Origin of the sequence: Paenibacillus hamazuiensis (genome assembly GCF_023276405.1) — a bacterium.
GTDB lineage: Bacteria > Bacillota > Bacilli > Paenibacillales > NBRC-103111 > Paenibacillus_AF > Paenibacillus_AF hamazuiensis.
The window spans coordinates 3,686,851-3,708,415 of record NZ_JALRMO010000001.1; the positions used below are offsets into that span (position 1 = coordinate 3,686,851).

Here is a 21,565-nt window from a genome sequence, read left to right on the forward strand (position 1 = left end):
CGCTTCTGCCTACAAAAAGAAGGCGCCGACAACGATTCCGAGCAGCAATACGATCAAACCGAATACAAGCAAAGCCTTGCCGATATCCTGCTTGCCCGGGTCGTCGCTGAAGGCGAATATGCCGCCGACGATGAGTCCTACGATCGGAACAAGGAGCGTCGCGACAAACAGCAGTACGACCGCACATCCGCCGGGCGAAGACCCGGATGATCCGTAATACGTGTACCCGCTTCCCGCAGGGCGGCTTGGCCGCATTAAGGTACTTCCGCAAAATTTGCACTTCAGCGCGCCTTCGTCGGTTTTTTCGCTGCAATACCAGCATGTGTGCCTGGAGCCGGTTAAAACGCCGGTTAACTGCTTATCCGCATCGGGGGTCCCGAAGGTCGGCGCCTCCTTCAGGGAACTGCTGCAAACGACGCAAAGATGAGCGTTTTCCGGGTTCGATTCCCCGCAGCCTTTGCATATTTTGACGGCCAAGCCGTTCACCTCCGGGCAATGCCGTTCATATGTACTGAATGACCCAAATGAGCCATTTCGTCGCCGGCACCAGCATCGCTTGCGCGAGCAGCGTCCCGGCCAACCTGGAAAACATCAGCAGCGCGAACACCCGGCCGAGCCGCGCGCTTTCCCGCGGGAATCCGAGCGCTTTGTCCGTGAGCAGCGCCATCTGCGGGTCGATAAAAATCGTTAAAATGATCGTCGCGATGCCGTTGATGAGCCCGGACGACTGCGATGCCGTCGTGCTGAGTTCGGGTGCCAAATACGAGGCGTATAAAGAAGCCAGCACCCCCACCGTGTAGATGGCCGTCACGATGCAGTTCAGCAGCAGCAGCCTTTTCGGGATGCCCATGATTCGAAGCGAAACGAGCATACCGAAGCTCGGCCTGCGAAGGTGGCTCCTGACGTTTCTCAGCTTTTCGACGGTGACGCTGGAAATGACTTTGGCGATGGAGCCTTGAATGTCAAAATGGACGATCATTCGCGCGAACACGAATACAAGCGAAGGAAAAGCGGCGATGGCGACGAACGTGCCGACGGAGGACGCTCCGATGATATACCGCAGCGGCAATTCCAGATTGTAATCGCTGTTCATCTTCGCATAATCGATGATTTTGCCCATCATAGGCGCCTGAATCAGATTCGAGGTTCTGGACACGAGCAGCACCATGCCGGCCAGCGACAAGGAAACGGCCAGCTTGCCGGTCCTTACCCCGGCATACCGTATTGCGTAAGATGCCGTTTCCGAAGCATGGATAATCAGGGTCATCAGACAGACGACCAAAAGTTTGTCGAACAGGCGAAATTCCTCCCCGCTGCTTACGTCTTTGCGATCTCGTTCCTTGCGGGCGGCTTCCAGATTCGCGTCACGCGTTTAAGCTCCATATTGTCGAAGCTCAGTTTATAAATGTCCGGCCGGGACAGCTTTTTCCAAAAATCGATGCCGTACTTGCCGTCAAAATAATTTAAAATGAACGTGAGAATGTTGCCGTGCAGGCCGATGACGACCCGCTTCCCGCCGTAAACCGCCAATATATGCTTCAAAGCGGCCATCGCTCTGTATTGCGCTTCCTTGATCGATTCCCCTCCGGGCAAGGAAAAATGGGGATCGGCAAAGTACATTTCCACCGTCTTGGCAAATTCGGCGATATGCACGTCCGGCCCGGCCCAAAACGTTTCGCGGAAGCTTTCGATCTGGAGAATGTCCAGCTGCAGCCGTTTGGCCAGCGGGTCCACCGTTTGCACGGCTCGCGTATACGGCGAAGAGAAAATATGGTCGATCTTTTCCGAAGCCAGACGGCCGGCGACGATTTCCGCATCCTTCAGCCCCTGCTCGGAAAGTCCCCGGTACCTTTCATTTTCCAGCGAAAAGGGAGAATCCGCATGACGAACCATATAAACGATCGTTTTCTGCGCCATAAAGCCCACTCCCGTTATTCCGAGTTTACAGATAAATTGCAATCTCCTCAAGAAGAGTTCCGCGGCAATCCAGGTCGGACAATCGGGCACAACTCGAGCATCATCATTATAAGACGTAACCGGTCTCTTGAACCTCTCACGACTAAAGTCGCGAGATTCCTGCGCTAAACGCTCCAACGAGCGAAGGTAAGCAGGCTCCCCCGTAGTTCCTACGGTTGGCGTAACGATTTACGCTGATAATAGTCTTTTGCCTTCGGCAAGAATGTTTCGACTTGCGTTTATATCCCTTTGATGATGTTCATGGCACGAAGGGCACGTCCAGTCACGAAGATTCAGATTTTTAACCTCTTTGTTTTGGTATCCGCAACTAGAGCACAACTGAGAAGAGGCGAATGTTTTTCCAACGACTACTAATTTTTTTCCATACCATTTCGCCTTGTACTCTAACATCGTTCTGAATTGATACCAAGACACTTCGCTAATCGCTTTTGCTAACTTATGGTTCTGCATCATATTCGAAACTTGCAAGTCTTCCATCGCAATCATGTCGTGGTTTTTGACAATCTGCGTTGAAATTTTGTGTAAGTAATCGGTACGAGCAGCCGCAATCCCTTCATGGATACAAGCAACCTTGACCCGTTGTTTGTTCCAATTGGATGAACCTTTTTTACATCTGGAAAGCTTGCGTTGTTCACGGGCTAATTTATGCTCCATCTTGCGAAGGAATTTCGGATTCGCAAACACTTCGCCAGTAGAAAGGGTCGCAAAGTCTTTTAATCCAACATCGATTCCCACTTCCTTGTTTGTTTTTGTAAGCTTTATGGATTTGTATGGTTTTCACCACCTTTCTGATTTTGAATATACTGTCGAATTTGCGCTTCGGTGTGTTCGCTTACGGTTGCTACAAAATAAGAGGGATTCCACATGTTCCCTCCCCAAAGCTTCTTCTTTAATTGTGGAAACTCTTTGAATAGAAGATTTGCTGAAACACCTCTAAGAGCCTTGATTACGCTCGGATTAGAATGTTGTGGAGTACAGTCCACCAACAGATGAATATCACCAAAGTTGGGGCACATCACATCCGAAGCCGATTCATCTCATGACTAAAGTCACAAGTGTTCTCGGCTGAATCATAAAAGTTGTACCGATCCGGCGGCGCAGCTCCGGGTCCCCATCGACCGATCTCCTGACATCGTATGGTTCCGCTGATTGCCAGTCCATCTTAATAGTACCGAAAGATAACAGCGTTGTCATCCATTTCTACCATATTATTCTATAAAAAATGAGAGCCCCGCGCCGATTCGCAAAAATAGCATGAGGCTCCCTGAAATGTGATGGTAAGCTTAATATTTCAAACCGGCAAGCTGCCTGCTCCACTCTCCGTGAAGCTGGACGAGGCGGTCTTCCAACCGGTCCTTGGTTTCGTCCACCCGGTGCCCCTCCCGCTCGTACCAGCCGAGCATCATCTTCAGGCCTTCCTTCAGCGAAATCGTCGGGCGGAAGCCGGGAATGTCCCGCTTCGCCTTCGTGTTGTCGAACAGGCCGCAGTAGCTTTTCTCGTAATACAGGTGGGAAAACAGCGCGGGGTCGGCGGTTTTCAGAAGATCCGAGCTGATATGCACGATGTGCGGCTCGATTCCGAGCACCTCGCCGAACACGGTATACAGGTCCTGCCATATGTGCACTTCCTCGCTCGTAGCGTGGTACGCCTGGCCGAACGTCCGCTCGTTGCCGACAGCGCCGACGAAAGCTTTCGCCAGGTCCGGTGCGAACGTGAAGCTCCACGGCGTCGTGCCGTCGCCGAACATAACGAGCGGCTTGCCGCTGCGAATACGGTGTACAATGTTGTAATTTTGCCGCAGCACTCCAAGATTGGCCGCCCCGATGCCATAGGTGAGCGACGGCCGAATGATCGTCACCGGCACTTCACCCTCCGTGATGACCCTCTGCAAATACCGCTCCATCTCCGCCTTGCCGAACGCGTAGCCGAAGGAAGGATCGTCAAACAGCTCCTCAGCCTCCTCGCGGATAGGGACGGAGCGGTACGGTCTTTTATAAGCGGCCGAGGATGAACAGAAAATGAGCTGTCCGGCGCTGCCCCGGAACGTCTCCACCGTAACCTGCGCATCCTCCGCATTAAAACTGATCATATCGATGACCGCGTCCGCCTGAACGCCGCTCATCGTTTGACGGAAGCCGGCGGCATCCGTCTTGTCGCCGACAATGCTGCGCACCCGGTCGCCATACGGCAAGCTTCGCAAACCGCGGTTAAACACCGATACGTCATGGCCCGCTTCGAGCAGCTGCTCCACAATCTGGCTGCTGATCAAGCCCGTGCCTCCCAATACGAGAACTTTCATTCGAAATCTCCCTCCGTGGAAAATTCAGGTTATGTCAAAAAACTTATGCAAACGTGAACAATGTTATTGTACCTCAACCGAACCGTATGCGGAAGATGTCTCAAATGTATCTTTTGTACAAAATAAACCGACACATCCCAGCCGGCGCTTCTTCGTCGGGTTGACCGGACGCCCGGGATCCCTTTATTTGACAATTAAAAAGCAAGTGGTATATGATAAAAACAGTCAAGTTAGTCATTCGACTAACTCACTTTGGAGGAGGAGAGGAGCAATGGCCAAACCAAACGTTGTTACCAAGCAGGAGCTTTTGCAAGCCGCCCAGATGTGCCTTGCCGAGAAAGGAATCGAGAAAACGACGTTAAAGGCGGTCGCCGATAAGGCGAATGTCAGCCAAGGGACGGTATTTTACCATTTTCGAACGAAGGAACAGTTAATGCTTGAGCTTGTGCAGAGCTTGTGCGATTCGTCCTGGCAAGCTTTGCAGACCAGCCGCGGCAGCGTGGAGGAAGCGCTGGAGGCCGCCAAAGAACGGTGCGATTACAATTCCGCCTACCACCGATTATTTTTCACCTCGCTGGCTGCGAGCCTTTCCTTGAAACCGAATCGCGATCGGCTGGGCGCGATGATTCGACAGGAAAACGTTTATTTGAGCGAGGTTCTCGCCGCCCGCTGGGGAATGTCGCCTATCCGGCAAATATCTATGGAGCACTGGGGTATTCTGATGAACGCTCTGATTGACGGCCTGGCGGTGCAAGCTTTATTGGACGAGGAGTTTCCTAAAGATGCCGTTTTTGATGCATTGCAGCATTTGTTCGACTACATTTCAAGTGGGGTGGATTCATGAACGCATTACGTGCGGATCATCGGAAAGGAACGTTTTTTCTGGTATGGGGATTCCTTTTGTGGCTGGCGGCGACTGTGATCTTTCACTTTCTCGGGGATTGGATGATAGAAGCCGGAAACTGGTTAAAAATCGTCATAAGTTTTGTGGCCGCCGTTCCATTGATTTATGGCTGCACACTGCCGGTATATGCCGCCCTTCATATTCCGCCGGCCGAACGGCTGCACTGCGCCGCCTGTATCGCGCTGCCGGGAATGCTTCTGGATATTTTCTCCCTTCCCTTTCATCGCACCGTCTTTCCTACGTTGGCGGACAACAGCATTCCGCTGCTAGCCGCTTGGCTGCTGTGGGCGTACAGCCTCATTCTGGCATCCGGGCTTATTTTCAAAAAGTAAAGCCGGAATGTGGAAACGAAGAGGTTGCCCGAAAAATACAAACGGGCCCGGACATACAATCAGTTCCCCTAAACCCTTCTATCGGTTATGATTAGAAAAAACAGGAAATCTGAAGCCGGGGAGGAACAAGAATGAAAGCGCAACCGGAGGTAGTTATTGGCATTGACGGGGGTGGGACGTATACCAGGCTTATGGTCAGCGATCTCGATGGCAAGATCCTTTCCTATGTGGAAACCGGGGCTTCCTCCTTCAAAAAAGATGCGGGGGCCACGAGGCATGTTCACGAGGGAATAACAAGTGCTTTATCCGAGGCGGCATGTTCTCCGGAAGCGGTCAAAGGAGTGATGGCAGGCATTGCCGGCTATGATTCGGAGATGGACCTGGAATGGGTTGAAGAGCTTACAGAAATGGCCGGGTTGCATTGCCCGCGCTGGCATGTCAACGACGCGGTTATCGCACATGCCGGGGCATTCCTGGCGGAACCGGGAATTGTCGTCATTTCCGGAACAGGATCAATCCTGTTTGCCATCACTGAAGAAGGGGCTCACATCCGAAATTACGATCTGAAGCATTACGCCCACAGTGCGGCCCGCTTTCTCGCCTATGACGCAGTTTACGAGATGCTGGCCGGCAACATCGCCGCTGCGGATGAAACTTTCGTACATCAGACGCTCACGCATTGGTCGGTGAGGGGAATGGACGAGCTGAGGCAAATGGCCCGATATGGTTTTATTGAAGACCGGCGGGATCGTGACCGCCAGTTTGGATTAATGGGGCCTCTGGTGACGGGGGCCGCCGAACAGGGCAGTCCGCTGGCACAAACCGTCTGTGACCGGGCGGCGCATCAAATTTCCGTCGGAGTCGAGCTGCTTGGCGCATATTTTGAGAGCGAGACTGTCGCCGTCTCCTTCATCGGCAGCGTTATCAATAGTCCGTACATGAAGGAGGAAGTTTCCCGGCGTTTATTGGCGGGGAAACTGAAGACTTATCGCGTGGTGAAACCTGCGTTGTCCGCCGTTGCCGGGGCTGTAATCATGGCTCTCAAACGTCTGGGTAAACCTGTAGACACCGAGATAGTCGGGCGGATCCGACAGCATTACGCCGCACTTGTGGACAGCAACACGGTATGAACACGCCGTAAATAAGGAACAAATCCCCCCAAAGTGAAGTGAACCTTTGCAGCCTATTCCTGGTACTTTTGGGGGAGCCCCCGGTTATCCATAAAAATTAACCATGCATAATTTCCTAAGTAATAAAAAAAGGGGGATGTTACGGCCATGCCGTTCCCCCCTCCTGCCACGAAATCTCGGAGAATCCATCCGAGAGCCAGCCTTGAATTTATTCTCCCGCCAGCAGCACCTTGTCGACCACTTCCAGCAGCTTGTCCCCTTCGAACGGCTTCACGATATACGACTTTGCTCCGAGTTTGATCGCCTCCAGAACCTGCTGCTTTTGTCCCATCGCACTGATCATGACGACCTTTGCTTGCGGAAAGCTTTTGAGCAGCGACTGCAGTGCCTGGGTGCCGTCCATAGTCTCCATGCTGATGTCCAGCGTCACGAGATCCGGGCGATGATTGATATATAAAGGCAGCACCTCCCGGCCGTCGGCTGCCTCCGTGATCACTTCGTGGCCGCCCCGTTCGAGGATCGTTTTAATGTTTTTTCTCATGACCGTCGAGTCGTCCACAATCATTACTTTTGCCACATGTCCAACCTCCAAACGCATTATGAATGAATCGTCAGCAGACCGGCAAGCTCAGCCTTCCGATCCGCCCCGATGTAGATGCACTGCAGCCTCCCATACGGAGTTGAGTACGGCTGTATGCATACCGCTTTACAATGTGAGCGGATTGCCGCCTTGCGCGTCACGCCCATTACGGGGGTGCCGAGCAAAATATCGTGATTTTCCCGGTCCATCAATGCGTTTCCCGCGATGACATTGGTCATTTCGGCGATCACTTCGATGGCACAGCCGGCGGCTTCCTCTTCGGTGACGTCCCCGATCAAGAAGCGCTTTGCCAAAAAGCAGGCGAGCTGTTCGCTGACCGTCAAAATAAGCCCGCCTTCGATCAAACCCTTCAGCGGAATAAACGCTGTGACGTCCTCGAGAAAAGCGCAGCCCTTATCCGGCTCCAGCATCTGTACCGAAGACAGCCCGAGCCGGTTAAAATATTTCAGCGCCGATATGTTCACGGCTTCAAAGATCATCTTCTCCTGCTGCCGCATACGTGAACCGACTCGCTTTCCTCATGAATTAAGTAAAGGAATATGTAGGATAAATGCCGTTCCTTTGCCGGCGCGGGTCTTTACCTTCACGGTACCGCCCAGCTTTTCCGCCTCGGCTTTGACGGCCGACAAACCGATTCCCCGCCCGGCCAAATCCGTGACCTTGCTTGCGGTAGTCACCGTTTCGGCGAACACCAGATCGGCGATGTCCGCTTCATCGGCCGTCGCGGCCGAGCCGGAAACGAAACCGATGCCTCGTTCCTCCGCCTTGCGGCGCACCGCTTCGAGATTGATGCCGCGCCCGTCGTCGCGAATCGTGATGACAAGCCCTTCGCCTTTTCGTTCGATTGTAAACCGGACGTTGGCGTATTTGTCCTTCCCCTGCTTTACACGTTCCTCCGGCGGCTCGATGCCGTGCGTCACGATGTTGCGCACAATATGCACAAGCGATTGCGCAAGCCCCTGCAGCCGGTCCGGATCGACCGGGATGTCGCCGCCCTCCAGCTCGACGGGGTTCAGCAGCAGCCCGCTTTGGCCGGCCAGCTCCATCAAATACTGCGGATACTGCTGCAGCAGCGTCTTGACAGGCTTATGTCGCCACTGCCTGACCTCCTCCAGCCACCGGATATCTTCGGGAGCGGTGAGCCTTGCTTCGAGATGCCGGATGAGAGTATCCCACTGCTGCTTGTCCAGCTTCACGTCATACTCTTTGCCCAAATCCGCATAAGTATCGCCAAGCACCTGCTGCAAAATATCCGTATCCGCCTCCAGCCAGCGGTCGATGCCGAGCTCCCGAATCTGCCGCTCCAGCCAGAGGGCGTCCGGCTCGGCGCGGCTCTCCAGCAAGCCGAGCAGCCACGTCTCCAATTCGTGCAGCTTCGGCACAATGTGAATAAACTGCATCATCGCAAAGCTGCCTTTGAGCGTGTGAACCGTCTTGCTTAAACGAAGCAGCATCTGCTCTGCCGCCTCCCCGGAAGCCGACAGCTGCGGCAAATCGTAATGTACGAACGCGTCGAAGCTGATCATCGCCTGCGCGTATTCCTCGGGATGGGTGACCGCGTACACGACCATTTTCAGCGTCTTGCGCTCGCGCTGCATAAGACTTTCCAGCTTGCGTTTATCGGTAATATCGGTCAGCATGACCATAATTTCTCCAGCAGGTACCGCTCCTTGGCCATCCTTATCCTGCGGCAGCCACTTGTATTCGGCACGCACCGTCAATCCGTTCACCTGAAGCTCCTCCGGCAGCAGCGAAAAGATCATCTCCCGCTTCAGCTCGTCTTGTTCCTGGAAACATTCGTGCAAAATCGAATCCAGCAGCGCCCGCTCCTGTTCATCTTCCGGATAAAACAGCTCCGGCAGCGGAACTCCCCCGACTTCTCGGCCAAAGATGCGGGCGCATTCGATGCTGTACTCGTAAAGCGCCTTCCGGTCGGCTCCGACGGACATAAAGCCCTGCTTGGCGTTATCCAGCAGGTTGCGGATTTCGGCCGTGCGCAGCTCGACCGTCTGCTCCAGCACCTCGTTCCACTGCATGATCTGACGGATGGCGCCGACAATTTGCGCTTCCGCATGCTGCACATGCTTCGGAATCTCCGTCACCGGCCGGCCTGCGGCCACCTCCTGCAGCGTAGCCGTAAAATGGCGCAGCGGCAAAATGATCCGATGGCGCAGCAGCGTCACGACGACCGCCATCATCAGCAGCATCACCCCGATCGAGTAAAGCCCGATCGTGCGCAGGCTGTCGGCCGCTTCCTGCGTCGAACGTGCCGGCATCTCCGAATGCAAAATGCCGATCGGCTGTCCGGCCATATCCTGCAGCGCCACCGTCGTACTGGCGAAATACGTCTTGTTATGCCGTTCCAGCTCAAATTGCTCCATCGTCTCCGCAGCCGCTATAGGCCGGTACTTTTTCAGTTCTTCGACCTTAATCTCCCCGGACGAGGTCAAAAATTGCTGCGTCGCCGTTAAAATGCCCAGATCGGTTTGCAGCATGTCGCTTAGTCCGGCAATATCTTCATTCGTCAGCAGGTGGCCGGTAATGAGCAGCCCTACCGGCTCCCCTTCGCCGGTATCGCCGGTGACCGGCGAAACGGCGATGACGGCGATTCCTTTGGACGTATTCATCAAGCCGGTAAACTGCCTCGTTTTTTCGAATTTTTGCAATATGTACGGATAACGGACGGAGCCTTGAAATTCCTCGACGTTCCCTGCCTGCACGAGAACTTTTCCGGTCAAATCGGTCTCGGCGACAAAATCGACGTTCGGCACGACCCCCGGCATATCGCTGATGTTTTCCTCCAGCCACGTCCGGTCTGAATGAAGAACCGCCTGCCGGTTCGCCTCCCAGTAGCCGTTCGTAATCGTCACGCCCAGAATGCTGTCGCCGAGACGGATTAACGACTTTTGCGCCGTCTGGTTTAATTGCAGCGACTTTTCCCGTTCGATTTGCCGCCAGCCCGCCGCTTCATGGTTATAAAAATAAGCGGAAATCGCAGCAAGCGGCACAACGATAAGCAGCACCATCCAGACGAGCAGCTCCGTCATAAAAGAACGCTGCCTCCGGTCCCGGTCCATAAAAATAAAATCCCCCTCGCACATACGGTCTCCATTTGTGTGAACAGTATCATGTTACCGCATATGGTCCGGGGTGAAAAGAAGGCTAAAGCAGATTTTAAGAAATTTTGTCGAAATTTTATGTTGAGATGGAAAACGTCCGCCGTCTTTGGCGACGGCTGACAAATACCTCTACAGCAGCCCTCTCGACCTGGCGAGAATCAAGCCGAACCCAAGCCGGGTGTCAGGCCATTCGCCGAAGGTGATGCGGCGGAACGCCTCGGAAACTTCCGTATATACGACTTCGATGTCCTCGTCTTCGTCCGGACTCGGCTTCCCCGCCGCTGTGATCCGGTCGGTAAAATATAATGTGATCTGCACCGGACTTACCGGGACCGTGAACGTGCCGAGTTCCACCAAATGGCCGGCCGCCAGCCCCGTTTCTTCCCTCAGCTCCCGTAAGGCGGCTTGCGGCAGCGTTTCGCCGCCCTCCACCCTGCCGCCCGGCAGCTCGTACGTGACCCGGTTCGAATGTTTTCTCGTCTGTTTTACTACGACCAACCGCCGTTCATGGAGGGCTACCACTTTTACGCCGCGAATGATCGTTTTGCCCGCATCGCTCATCGACAAATCCCCGCTAGCTCAGCTGCCGAATCGGCGTTCCGGCCAAAAACGACCTTATGTCTTCCACCGCATCCCGGTAGAAGCTCTCGTAATTCGCTTTCGTGACGTACCCGAGATGCGGTGTCGTCAGCAGGTTGGGCAACCTTCTGAACGGATCGTCCGCCGGCAAAGGCTCCGTATCGAACACATCGATTCCCGCACCGGCGATCCGGCCGTTTTGAAGAGCGGCAATAAGCGCCTCCCGGTCCACGATCGGAGCGCGGGAAGTATTGATCAAATAGGCGGAAGAGCGCATCCGCGCAAGCTCCCCGGCGCCGATCAGCCCTCTTGTCCGGTCGCTGAGCACGAGGTGAATGGAGACGAAATCGCTGCTTTCCAGAAGCTCCTCCTTGGAGGACGCCAGCCGTACGCCGACCTCGTCCGCCCGCTCCGGCGTCAAATTTTGGCTCCAGGCCGACACATCCATGCCGAAAGCTTGACCGATGCGCGCCACCCGGCTTCCGATTTTGCCAAGCCCGAGCAGTCCGAGCTTCTTGCCGTACAGATCCGTTCCGACGGTGCTTTGCCAAGGTCCGTTTTGCCGCAGCGACTGATGCTCCTGCACGATATTTCGCGATAGTCCCAAAATAAGCGCCCACGTCAGCTCCACCGTAGGCTCTGAACGCCCCGACGTGCCGCAAACGGTAACGCCATGCGCGGCAGCGGCGGCAAGATCGATGGAGGCGTTTCTCATGCCGGTCGTCACAAGCAGCTTCAGGTGCGGCAGCCGCGCGAACAACGAGGCGCGGAACGGAGTGCGCTCCCGCATGATGACGACGATATCGAAACTGCCGATGGCTTCGGCAAGCTCGTCTTCTTTTTCAAAATGCTGCGTAAACGAAACAATGTCCGCTTGTTCGTACAAGGGGGACCAATCGGCGGCGGTCTGCGCGACGTTTTGATAATCGTCCAGTATGGCACAGCGTAGCTTCATTTGCATCGTCTCCTTTCGGAAAGCCTCGCAGGCTTCTCCGCACACAGTTTTCTTCTTAAGATTACCATAAATGGCCGCTTGTTTATATCGGGCTCCCCTTTTTGCATGAAAAAGCGGACCACCTGCAGCAATCTGCCGAGCGGTCCGCTTGTTTCGGTTATTTCTGGCCGAAGCTGAGCTCCTGCCTGAAACGGCTTTCCGGATAGGGAAGCCCGTAGTGATCGCGAAGCGTAACACCGGAGTATTCGGTGCGGAATAATCCTCTGCGCTGCAGCTCGGGAACGACCAGATCGAGAAAATCCTCCAACCCGCCGGCCATCAGCTGCGGCATTATATTAAAACCGTCCGCGGCCCCTTCGGCGTGCCACTGTTCCAGCATATCGGCAATTTGCCGCGGCGTGCCGGCAACCGTCCGATGGCCGCGCCCTCCCGCGAGCCTCCGGAGCAGCTCACGAAGCGTCAGGTTTTCACGTTGCGCGAGCTCCGCGATGAGGTGCGTCCGGCTCTTATGGCCCCGCACTTCGGCGAGCGGGATATGCGGCAGCGGACCGTCCAGCGGATAACCGGTCAGGTCGACCCCTACGCGATTCGACAGCATGATCAGGCTGTATTCCGGATTGATCAGCTCCGCCAGCTGCGCTTCTTTCTCCTGCGCTTCCTCCTCCGTCCGCCCGATGATCGGGCATATTCCCGGCAGTACGACGACATGCTGCGGATCCCGTCCGAACCGCTCCGCCCGTGCCTTAATGTCCCGGTAAAAACTGCGAGCCTCCTCGAACGTCTGCTGCGCTGTAAAAATCGCCTCTGCGTATTCCGCGGCAAATTGCCTGCCGTCTTCGGACGAACCGGCCTGCACGAGCACCGGCCGGCCCTGTGGCGATCTTGAAATATTGAGCGGCCCTTTCACGGAAAAATATTTTCCTTTATGGTTCAGCTCGTGCACCTTGCGGGAATCTGCATAAATGCCGGACGTTTTGTCGCGGATGAGCGCATCGTCCTCCCAACTGTCCCAAAGCTGCACGGCGACATCGACAAATTCACGGGCGCGCTCGTAACGTTCGGCATGTTCCGGGATCCGCTCAAGGTTAAAATTGTTCGCCTCGCTGTCCGTGCCGGACGTAATCATGTTCCAGCCGGCGCGGCCTCCGCTCAGATGATCGAGGGAAGCGAACCGGCGGGCCAAATTAAACGGCTCGTTAAAGCTGGTCGACACGGTGGCGATCAGCCCGATTCGCCGGGTCATCACGGCCAGCGCCGCCAGCAGGGTGAGCGGCTCGTAACCGCCGACCGCTCCGTATTTTACGGCGCCGGGGCTTGTCGAGACGCGGTCGGCGAAAAACAGCGAGTCGAGCTTCGCCGCTTCCGCTTTGGCCGCCAGCCGTTTGTAGAAGGAAAAGTCGAGCAGTTGGTCGACGTCCGCATCCGGATGACGCCACGCGGCTTCATGATGCCCCATGGGAGAAACGAATAAGTTCAAATGCAGCTCGCGTTTCGAATGACTCATGAAAGGTCCCCCCTCTGCAGGCATTTTTTTAACCGTTGTACGTATCGCGCCATTTCAGCAGCTTCTTTTCCAGGTAGCGGACGAGCGAATCGGTCGCTTTGCCGACTACCGCGAAAATAATGATGCCGACGAACACAATTGACGTTTGCGAAAACTGCCTTGCATCCATGATCAGGTAGCCGATGCCTTCGCTCGAGCCCATCAGCTCCGCAACGACAAGCCCAAGCCACGACACCCCGAGCGATAAGCGCAGGCCGAGCAGCACGTTCGGCAGCGACGCCGGGATGACGAGCCGCGTAATTTGCTTCCAGCGGCTGAACTCAAGGATACGCGCCACGTCGAACAGCTTCGAATCCGCATTGCGGATGCCGAGAAACGTATTCACATAAAGCGGGAAAAAGGCGCCTTTGGCGATCAGCAAAATTTTCGACAGCTCGCCGAACCCGAACCAAAGAATAAACAGCGGCGTAATCGCCAGATGGGGGATCATGCGCAGCATCTGCACGGTCGGATCGAGCGAATGCTCGACCCTTTTAAATAAACCGGTCATTATTCCGAACAGCAGCCCGAGCCCGCCTCCCAAAATAAAGCCGACCGCTGCCCGGTACACGCTGATTTGCAAATGCTTGAACAGTTCTCCCGATGCCGCCAAATCCCAAAACGACTGCGCAATGGCCGTCGGGGCGGGCAGCAGCGTTTTGTTCACCAGCTCGAGCGATCCGGCAATTTGCCAAATGGCGAGAACGGCTGCGGGAAATATCGCTCCCCTTATAAACACCGCCCATTTTTCCTTCCTACCGTTGTCCGCCCCCGCTTCTTTTCCTTTTGTTCCGGCTGCTGTGACAACCGGCCTCGCCCATGTTTCCGTAGTACTCATCGATCGCACCTCTCCTCTTTAATAACCAATTAAATCGCCGGACATCCCGTCAAACAAAAAGGAGACTTTCCATCGCATTCACGCCTTGGTTCAGGCTGAATGCCGGGAAAGTCTCCGGTGATCCGGTTGACGCCCTACGGCTGGAATTATTTCATATAATTCCTAGGTGTTTTATCGGTTTTATTGATGTCAGTATATTATCGCAAAGCCGCCGTGTCAACCGCCTAATGGCATTTATCCTAAAAAAAAGTTGCGGCCCGAAATCGAAGCCACTTCCGATCGCTTAGTCTAAAATTTTTTGATACGTTGCAATGTCCAGCCATCTGCCGAACTTGCGGCCGATTTCCTTGAAATGGGCGCACTGCCGGTACCCGTTTTTCTCAAACAGCCGCATGCTTCGCTCGTTTTCCGTACAAATCGTTACGACCAAAACGTGAAAGCCGTTTTGTCTGGCTACGTCCTCGATAAACTGCAGCGCCTTCGCCCCGATGCCCGCGCCGACGCAGTCCGGCTTCAAATAAATCGTCACTTCGCCGCTCGTATCGTACGCCTGCTTCTTTTTATGCTGGGCGATCAGAACGTATCCGGCGATGGCGCCGTCCTGCTCGACGACGAACGATTTGAATCTCGGATTCGGATGAATAACCGACTCCCGCATCTCCTGGACCGAAACGCATTCGGTATGGAAGGTGATCGTCGTATTTTCTACAAAATAATTATAAATGCCGGCAACTTCCTCCAAATGCTCATCGGTAATTTCTTTATAAACAATTGCTCCCATGTGCGATCACCCTGCCGTCCGTTTATTTTCAAAGCAAACGTTTGCTCATGACGTACCAGCTGTCGGTTTTTTCCGGATAGTACTCCCGGTTGACAATGCCGTATCCCAAATTGCCGTACATCTCGACATTGCCCGGAATCGACAAACGAACGCCTACTCTCGTTTCGTAAATTCCGGAGGTTCGGGCTATGGTTTCGATGAATTCCAGCATCCTTTTACCGATGCCTTTCCCTCTGTGCGCCGGAAGCACCGATACCCGTCCGATGTATATGTATCCTTCTCTTGCTTCGTACCGTGCCGATCCGACCGCTTCCGCCCCGTTCCAGGCAATTACGGCGCCGCCGCTGCGCATTTTGCCGAGCACATCGTCGACCGTTTCCTTTAACGCGCCGCTGGGAGGATTCAGCTTCCCCCTGTACTCCTCGAAAGCCTCCAGCATGATCCGACGAACGATTGCGGCGTCCTCTTCGGAGGCGAGCTTTATATGGACAGCCATAACATCATCTCCGGTTTGTTTGGTTGCGCTTACTCTTTGGACAAATCCACCCCGATCACCCGGCCTTCGTCCAAATCTACGACCAAGGTAATCTGCGGGACGAAAGCCGCAAAAAATCTCAGTGCGATCGAATCCCTCAGACCGTCCTCAAACGTCCAACCCGTTGGAGTGAGGGACAAGTCCTCTTCGGCATTAAAATAAGCCGACGTTATGTATTGCTTTAAAGATTGAGTATCAGGCACATCATACGGAGCCAGCTTGCTGTTGTCCACCGTAAAGCTGCCGATTTTTCTTCGCCGCTCCGACGTCCACAAACTTATGTCTCCCGTTCTGAAAAAATCCCGCATGATCCCGCTTATCCCTGACCGGCCGTTATGAAAAAGCGCAGCGGATTCAGGCTTGATCAGCCGCATATTTACGACGTCCGCCTCATCGTCCACATAAACGATTTTAACATCGTTAAAATGCGGAGCGATCTCGGCGAGCACCATTCGGCTCGCCGCTTCATTCCTGACGGGAAGACTGACCATGGTCCCTTCGTCAATCAAAACGCTCGCGGCCGCAAAGAAGGCTGCGAGTTCGCTCATCTCCCGGGGCGTCTTGTTATCATCGATTTTTTTCAAGTAAAAGGGTCTGAATATTTCAGGCGGCAGGGCCACCTTTTTATCCCGCTCCCGCTTCGGTTTCACCGTCAACCAATTGAACATGGACCGCTCCTATTTATTCCGCGTAAAGTATCGGATGACCTCTTCGTAAGACAGGTCGCCTCCGAAAATGTCCAAAGCGCTGCCGATCGTAATGTCCATCCGGCCCTCCGTCAGTTTGCGGAACAGCTCCAAGTCGTCCAGCGAACGGGCTCCGCCGGCATAGGTGGTCGGGATCGTCACGCATTCGGCCAGGTGTTTGACCAAATGTTCATGGATGCCGACCCGCTTGCCCTCCACGTCCACGGCGTGAACCAAATATTCGTCGCAGTAGCTTTCCAGCTCGGCCAAATTCGCTTTGTTCACCTCGAAGCTGCTGAACGTTTTCCACTGGTTCGTCACGACGAACCATTTGCCGTCCTTTTCCTTGCAGCTCAGGTCGATAACAAGCCTTTCCTTGCCGATCTCGGACACGATTTTGTCCAAATGGTTCATATTCAGCTCGCCGTCGCGAAAAATATATGACGTGACGATGACGTGCGAAGCGCCTTTTTCCAAATAAAAAGCGGCATTTTCCGCCGTGATGCCGCCGCCGATATGCAGCCCGCCCGGGTATTCCTGCAGCGCCTGCAGAGCCGCCTCTTCGTTGCCTCCGCCGAGCATGATGACGTGGCCTCCGGCGAGCCGGTCTTTTTTGAACAATGCGGCATAGTAGGCAGGGCCGTGCTCGGAAACAAAGTTTTCCACGACCGCCCCGCCTCCGGTGTTTAAGGTTTCGCCGACGATTTGCTTCACTTTTCCGTTATGGATATCGATGCAGGGTCTGAATTTCATCTATTTGTGCCTCCTGGGTCGCTTGCTTACTTCATTATACCGCCTACTAAACTTGTAACGCCAGTGTACCCGGAAAAACGAAAAAACGGAGCTTAACGGAACCCGCGGTTCCGCCAATGCTCCGTTTTCAGATAAGCACCGGCACCCAATCTCAAGGTGCCGATACGCCGGTGCGCTGCCCGGTCCGGATCGAGTCCGCGATCGCCTGGGTGAAAGCCATATACCTGGCTCCATCCTGAAAGGAAGGAGTGCCTTTTCTGCCCTCGCGAATAGCGGCGACAAAATCCCGCTCCACCGTCCATTCCTTCCGTTCATCGGCAGGGACGTCGATCCGGGTTTGTTCGCCGTTCGTGCCGAGCAAAACGTAAGCTTGTTCGGGAAAGCAGGTGATCGTCCCCTCGCTGCCGTGAATGGTCATCGAGGAAACGCCGCCTTTTACGGCGCCGGTAAACAGCGCCGTCAGCGTCATCCCGGCTTCGAACTGTCCGATAACGGTTACGGAATCGGGCAAATACACCGCCGTTTTGCCGTCCGCATCCGCAGGCCGCTCCTTCGTCCACAGCGAGCCGCTTGCGCTGACCGTTTTGACGGGGCCGAACCATTTTTGCAGCACCTCGCCCATAATTCCGACGTCCAGGACGTTGATTCCCTGCAAATCGGCCCGCTGTCTCCAGTGAAGCGGCTTGTGCGGATCGGCGAACATCGCGGTGGGATGGCTCAAAACAATATGCCGAACGTCGCCGATGCCGCCATCCTTAAGCAGACGCAGCACGTAGTTCTCCACCTGCATATAGTGGGGCGCAGGGCAAAGCATCGTCGTTAGCCCGGTCGCCCGGTCCAATCTCAGCATGTCCAGCGCCTCCGGCAAATTCATCGCCATTCTCGCCTGGGAAAAAACATGCTTCCCCCGCTCCAGGCAATAGGCGGTCATTTCCGCATGCATATAAGGTGGAGTGCAAATAAATACCGCATCCACTTCGGGATCGTCTGCAACTTCCGTCCAAGCCCGGTATATTTTGCGGAATCCGAACTGCCGGGACACCGCCAGGGCCTTCTCATATCTCCGGTTCGCAACCGCCGTGAGTTCGACGCCCTCGATTTTCGTTAAATTCGGCAAATGGCGGGAAACCGCGATTCCTCCCGCGCCGATCATTCCCAAACGAATGTTCATCGCGACGCTCCTTTCTTCAGGTCAGCGGAAATCCTTTGCGGCTTCCGGCGAAGCCGCCCGATGCACCGATTCCAGCGCCGCCACCCCGTGCCTGTCGTAAAAATGCGGCCCCTTCGACCATACGCACGCCAGGTGCATAAGCAGCTCTGCGGTCATTCGTTCGCGAACGGCCGCGTACGTTTCGTCGTCATACCGATTGCGCCACTCGTTCGGATCTTCGTCCAGACGGTACAGCTCCCCTTCGAAGCGATCGACGCGGCTGATGGCGTCTTCAATCGCCCCCGGCAAATAAATGATCAGCTTCCAATCTTTTTTCCTCCACATGAAAGACGGGGCCGAATGAATCGAAGTTTTGCCCGAAGCGCCCTTGCCGTGGAATTCGCAAAACGTGCCGACCCGCTGCCGCTCTCCAAGCAGACTGAGGCCGGGCAGCATCGGGTTGCGGGGAAGTCCCGCTACCTCGGCCAGCGTCGGCACGAGATCGACCAGCTCCGCCGGACGATCGTCGATCGTACCGCGCCGCTCGGCGGGTACGTACGAGCCGGCCAAAATCATCGGCACGCGGACGCTGCTTTCGTACAGGCAGTATTTGCTGAACCGGAAGCGCCGCTCTCCGAGCATTTCGCCGTGATCGGACACAAAGACGATCAGCGCGTTATCGAGCCTGCCTTGGCGTTCCAGTTTTTCCAGAGCCCGTCCGAAGTAGTGGTCAAGCCAGGAACAATTCGCCCAATAGCGCAGCGTCGTGCGTTTCCGCTCCTCCGGCGACATGTTCTCCCACACCTGCCGTTTCTCCGCATACTGCTGCCGGCTCGTTTCGCTCACCTCGTCGGTTGCCGCGAGATGGGTGTCCCGCTCCTCCTCCCAAGGCGGCTGGGGAATATCCGGAATGTCGTCCAGATTGTACAGATCCTCGAATTCCTTCGGCACGTTGAAGCCTGCATGAGGCTTCAAAAAAGACAAATACAAAAACAGCGGCCGGTCCGGATCGACGCCCTCGTCCAGAAACTTCAGGCATTGCTCCGCCACCCAGCCGTCGCGGTGCAAATGCATCGGCACCCGGCTTGTGCAGCCGATGTACCCGTTCGCATTCTCTTCGCCGCCTCCGAAATCTTTCGTTTCCTCATAATACGCCTTGAGGCCCTCGGGTTCGACGTCGCCCATCATCACGGCGCCTTGCTCGTAATGTCCGCTGTTCCGCGCAAGGCCGACGGCACGCACCTCGAAGCCGCGCGTCGGCGGATCCGGATTTTTCTCGCCGTGATTCCAATGCGTCTTGCCGAATCCCGCCGTCTGATATCCCGCCTTCCGCATCAGCTCCGGCAGCGGATCGCTCGGCAGCAGATGCTCGTCGTATAATCCGCCGTGATTTGTCCGTACTCCGAGCTGCGACGGATAATAGCCGAACATCATGGAAGTTCGGCTGGGCACGCACATCGGCGCCTGGCAAACGGCCTGGCTGTAGACGATGCCCTGCTCCGCCAGCTTGTCTAACGTCGGCGTTTTAATATGCCGGTTGAAGCGCCCGATACAATCCCAGCGCTGCTGATCGGTCATCAAAAATATAATGTTCGGTTTGGTCGTGTTCAACTGGTGTCTTCTCCTTCCGCTTTCCTGACAATTCCGGATGCGTCCTGCACGCATCCGCACAACAATACCTTATGTCATTCCGGCTTTGCAGGCAATTGGACTTTCTTGCACGACCTTAAATCCTTCGTCATTACTCCCTTAATGCGTCCTTCAGCTTGCTGGACATCGTTTCCGCGGACCTCGCCGTCCCGGCGAGCCTCAGTCTCCTCACTTCGTGCCGGAGACGCTCATTTTCCGCACGCAAGTTTTTCAATTCATCGGCCATTCCCGAAAAATCCGCCAACCCGTCCAAACATTCGCCGAGCTCGCGGTCCGCCCCGCCCGTTTCCGACAACAGCCGCTCCAAAACGGCGCGCAGCTTCTCCAGCCGGACTTCAAGATTTTCCCCCGAACCGTTCTCCGCGCTCCCGATTTCTTTGTTCATCCCGTCCCTCCTTCCGGAATATCCTCTATGTTCATCCATATCAAACCTCGCTTCGCCTTGCAAGCTTTTACCCCAAAAAAACGTCCGCTTCAACGTCAAATCTTCCATTTTTGGCATGTTCGGCTGAATGGGAAGGTAGTATACTGGTAATGTAATCTATTTGCCGTCAAAAAAACGCTTGAGGAGGATATCCCGTTGCAGAGCGAACGCAGTCGTTATATCGTTTTTATCGGTTCCTATGCGGAACCTTCCGACCCGGGCATTTTCGCTTACACATTGGATACGGCCACGGGCGAGCTTGCGCTGATCAACAGCTTCGGAGGCGTGAAAAATCCTTGTTTCCTCGACATCGACCATGACAACCGAAAAATTTACGCCGTGGCGGAAGCGCTCCCGGGTGAAAACGACGAACCGCATGCTTTGGCGCTGGCTTTTGCGTTCGATCCTGCTTCGGGACTGCTCAACCTGATGAGCGAGCAAAAGACGGTAGGCCGGGCCACATGCCACATTCATTACGACAAAGAGCGCCGGATGGCCGTCGTGACAAGTTACTCCGGCGGAGCTATCGGCCTTCTGCCGGTCAAGGAGGACGGCACGCTGGCGCCGCTGGCGGACGCCCATTATCATCAAGGCTCGGGAACCCATCCGACCAGGCAGGACCGGCCGCACCCGCATTCGTCTTACGCCCGGGGCAGCCGCCTCTACGTGCCAGACCTCGGTCTGGACCGGATCGTCAGCTACGAGCCGGACGCCGAACGGATGAAGCTCATCCCCGGCATCGAATATGCCGTAGCGCCCGGCGCGGGTCCGCGGCATATGGCGTTCCACCCTGAGCAGCCTTATGCATACGTGATCAACGAGCTGGACAGCACGATTACGGTTTTGAAAATAGCGGCGAACGGCTCGCTGCAGCCGGTTAGCACCGTCTCCACCTTGCCTTCCGGCTTTGCCGGCGACAATACGTGCGCGGAAATTCGCATCACTCCGGACGGCCGCTATTTGTACGGCTCCAACCGCGGACACGACAGCATCGCCGTCTTTAAAACAGGCGGCGCCGGCAGCGAGCTGGAGCTCGTGGAAATCCGCTCCTCCCTCGGCGTGCGTCCGCGCAACTTCGACATCTCTCCGGACGGGCGCTTCCTGGTCGCCGCACATCAGGATACCGGCAATCTGGTCGTATTCCGAATCGATTCGGACAGCGGCCGGCTGCACGATACCGGGTACCGGGGCGATGCGCCCCAAGGTGTGTGCGTCCGGTTTTGGAACCGGCCTCTGAGCGTGTAGCCGTTACGCCCGGGCTCGTCCATAACGGCGATGTCGCTCTCCCGCTCCGAGAGGCGGCGTATT

Annotated in this window: 22 protein-coding genes and 2 pseudogenes; 4 read left to right on the forward strand and 20 right to left on the reverse strand. The window is 55.4% G+C overall.

Going from position 1 to position 21,565, the window contains the following annotated elements; translation table 11 throughout:
- Positions 1-9: 9 nt before the first annotated feature.
- The 6 genes and pseudogenes from MYS68_RS16255 to MYS68_RS16280 form a co-directional block, all read right to left on the reverse strand.
- Complete coding sequence (locus MYS68_RS16255) at positions 10-477, reverse strand: zinc ribbon domain-containing protein (RefSeq protein WP_248926840.1); 468 nt, start codon at positions 475-477, stop codon at positions 10-12.
- Between the two features lie 25 nt (positions 478-502).
- Positions 503-1,267: a lipid II flippase Amj family protein gene (locus tag MYS68_RS16260; protein ID WP_248926841.1), complete on the reverse strand. Its 765-nt coding sequence runs from the start codon at positions 1,265-1,267 to the stop codon at positions 503-505.
- Between the two features lie 50 nt (positions 1,268-1,317).
- Positions 1,318-1,917 carry a histidine phosphatase family protein gene (locus MYS68_RS16265; protein ID WP_248926842.1) on the reverse strand — a complete coding sequence of 200 codons (600 nt, stop codon included), beginning with the start codon at positions 1,915-1,917 and terminating at the stop codon, positions 1,318-1,320.
- 228 nt (positions 1,918-2,145) lie between these two features.
- Positions 2,146-2,736 (reverse strand): annotated as a pseudogene (locus tag MYS68_RS16270) (RNA-guided endonuclease TnpB family protein); the annotation flags it as partial.
- Positions 2,736-2,972 (reverse strand): annotated as a pseudogene (gene tnpA / locus MYS68_RS16275) (IS200/IS605 family transposase); the annotation flags it as partial. The pseudogenes tnpA and MYS68_RS16270, both read right to left, overlap by 1 nt.
- Positions 2,973-3,260: 288 nt before the next feature.
- The gene (locus MYS68_RS16280; protein ID WP_248926843.1) at positions 3,261-4,277 is read right to left on the reverse strand and encodes an NAD-dependent epimerase/dehydratase family protein; all 1,017 of its coding nucleotides are present in this window, start codon (positions 4,275-4,277) and stop codon (positions 3,261-3,263) included.
- Positions 4,278-4,548: 271 nt separating this feature from the next.
- Here MYS68_RS16280 and MYS68_RS16285 point away from each other — a divergent pair, with 271 nt between their 5' ends.
- From MYS68_RS16285 to MYS68_RS16295, 3 genes are all read left to right on the forward strand, one after another.
- Positions 4,549-5,121 carry a TetR/AcrR family transcriptional regulator gene (locus tag MYS68_RS16285; protein ID WP_248926844.1) on the forward strand — a complete coding sequence of 191 codons (573 nt, stop codon included), beginning with the start codon at positions 4,549-4,551 and terminating at the stop codon, positions 5,119-5,121.
- Positions 5,118-5,513, forward strand: coding sequence for a DUF5367 family protein (locus tag MYS68_RS16290; protein WP_248926845.1), 396 nt, complete (start codon positions 5,118-5,120; stop codon positions 5,511-5,513). The genes MYS68_RS16285 and MYS68_RS16290 overlap by 4 nt, the downstream gene beginning before the upstream one ends.
- 131 nt (positions 5,514-5,644) lie before the next feature.
- Positions 5,645-6,643, forward strand: a complete 999-nt coding sequence (locus tag MYS68_RS16295; protein ID WP_248926846.1) for an N-acetylglucosamine kinase — start codon at positions 5,645-5,647, stop codon at positions 6,641-6,643.
- 208 nt (positions 6,644-6,851) lie between these two features.
- Here MYS68_RS16295 and MYS68_RS16300 read toward each other — a convergent pair whose 3' ends face one another.
- The 14 genes from MYS68_RS16300 to MYS68_RS16365 form a co-directional block, all read right to left on the reverse strand.
- Positions 6,852-7,220 carry a response regulator gene (locus MYS68_RS16300; RefSeq protein ID WP_248926847.1) on the reverse strand — a complete coding sequence of 123 codons (369 nt, stop codon included), beginning with the start codon at positions 7,218-7,220 and terminating at the stop codon, positions 6,852-6,854.
- Positions 7,221-7,240: 20 nt separating this feature from the next.
- Positions 7,241-7,723 carry a chemotaxis protein CheX gene (locus tag MYS68_RS16305; RefSeq protein WP_248926848.1) on the reverse strand — a complete coding sequence of 161 codons (483 nt, stop codon included), beginning with the start codon at positions 7,721-7,723 and terminating at the stop codon, positions 7,241-7,243.
- A gap of 39 nt (positions 7,724-7,762) precedes the next feature.
- Complete coding sequence (locus tag MYS68_RS16310; protein ID WP_248926849.1) at positions 7,763-10,321, reverse strand: ATP-binding protein; 2,559 nt, start codon at positions 10,319-10,321, stop codon at positions 7,763-7,765.
- Positions 10,322-10,492: 171 nt separating this feature from the next.
- Entirely contained in the window at positions 10,493-10,924 is a 432-nt protein-coding gene (locus tag MYS68_RS16315; RefSeq protein WP_248926850.1) for an NUDIX hydrolase, read from the reverse strand.
- A gap of 13 nt (positions 10,925-10,937) precedes the next feature.
- Positions 10,938-11,897, reverse strand: a complete 960-nt coding sequence (locus tag MYS68_RS16320) for a D-2-hydroxyacid dehydrogenase family protein (protein WP_248926851.1) — start codon at positions 11,895-11,897, stop codon at positions 10,938-10,940.
- Positions 11,898-12,054: 157 nt separating this feature from the next.
- Positions 12,055-13,401 carry an LLM class flavin-dependent oxidoreductase gene (locus MYS68_RS16325; protein WP_248926852.1) on the reverse strand — a complete coding sequence of 449 codons (1,347 nt, stop codon included), beginning with the start codon at positions 13,399-13,401 and terminating at the stop codon, positions 12,055-12,057.
- A gap of 28 nt (positions 13,402-13,429) precedes the next feature.
- Positions 13,430-14,278, reverse strand: coding sequence for an ABC transporter permease (locus MYS68_RS16330; protein ID WP_248926853.1), 849 nt, complete (start codon positions 14,276-14,278; stop codon positions 13,430-13,432).
- A 283-nt stretch (positions 14,279-14,561) separates the two neighbouring features.
- Positions 14,562-15,059, reverse strand: a complete 498-nt coding sequence (locus MYS68_RS16335) for a GNAT family N-acetyltransferase (protein ID WP_248926854.1) — start codon at positions 15,057-15,059, stop codon at positions 14,562-14,564.
- Positions 15,060-15,087: 28 nt separating this feature from the next.
- Positions 15,088-15,555, reverse strand: coding sequence for a GNAT family N-acetyltransferase (locus MYS68_RS16340; protein WP_248926855.1), 468 nt, complete (start codon positions 15,553-15,555; stop codon positions 15,088-15,090).
- A 29-nt stretch (positions 15,556-15,584) separates the two neighbouring features.
- Complete coding sequence (locus MYS68_RS16345) at positions 15,585-16,262, reverse strand: hypothetical protein (RefSeq protein WP_248926856.1); 678 nt, start codon at positions 16,260-16,262, stop codon at positions 15,585-15,587.
- A gap of 9 nt (positions 16,263-16,271) precedes the next feature.
- Positions 16,272-17,033 carry a phosphoribosylformimino-5-aminoimidazole carboxamide ribotide isomerase gene (gene hisA, locus MYS68_RS16350; protein ID WP_248926857.1) on the reverse strand — a complete coding sequence of 254 codons (762 nt, stop codon included), beginning with the start codon at positions 17,031-17,033 and terminating at the stop codon, positions 16,272-16,274.
- Between the two features lie 151 nt (positions 17,034-17,184).
- Complete coding sequence (locus tag MYS68_RS16355; RefSeq protein WP_248926858.1) at positions 17,185-18,204, reverse strand: Gfo/Idh/MocA family protein; 1,020 nt, start codon at positions 18,202-18,204, stop codon at positions 17,185-17,187.
- Positions 18,205-18,225: 21 nt separating this feature from the next.
- On the reverse strand, positions 18,226-19,794 hold the full coding sequence (locus MYS68_RS16360) for a sulfatase family protein (protein ID WP_248926859.1): 1,569 nt from the start codon (positions 19,792-19,794) through the stop codon (positions 18,226-18,228).
- A gap of 130 nt (positions 19,795-19,924) precedes the next feature.
- Positions 19,925-20,218 (reverse strand): hypothetical protein, encoded by a 294-nt coding sequence (locus tag MYS68_RS16365; protein WP_248926860.1) that lies wholly within the window; start codon positions 20,216-20,218, stop codon positions 19,925-19,927.
- 195 nt (positions 20,219-20,413) lie between these two features.
- Between MYS68_RS16365 and MYS68_RS16370 the strand changes: the two genes are divergently transcribed.
- Entirely contained in the window at positions 20,414-21,502 is a 1,089-nt protein-coding gene (locus MYS68_RS16370) for a lactonase family protein (protein WP_248926861.1), read from the forward strand.
- Positions 21,503-21,565 lie beyond the last annotated feature (63 nt).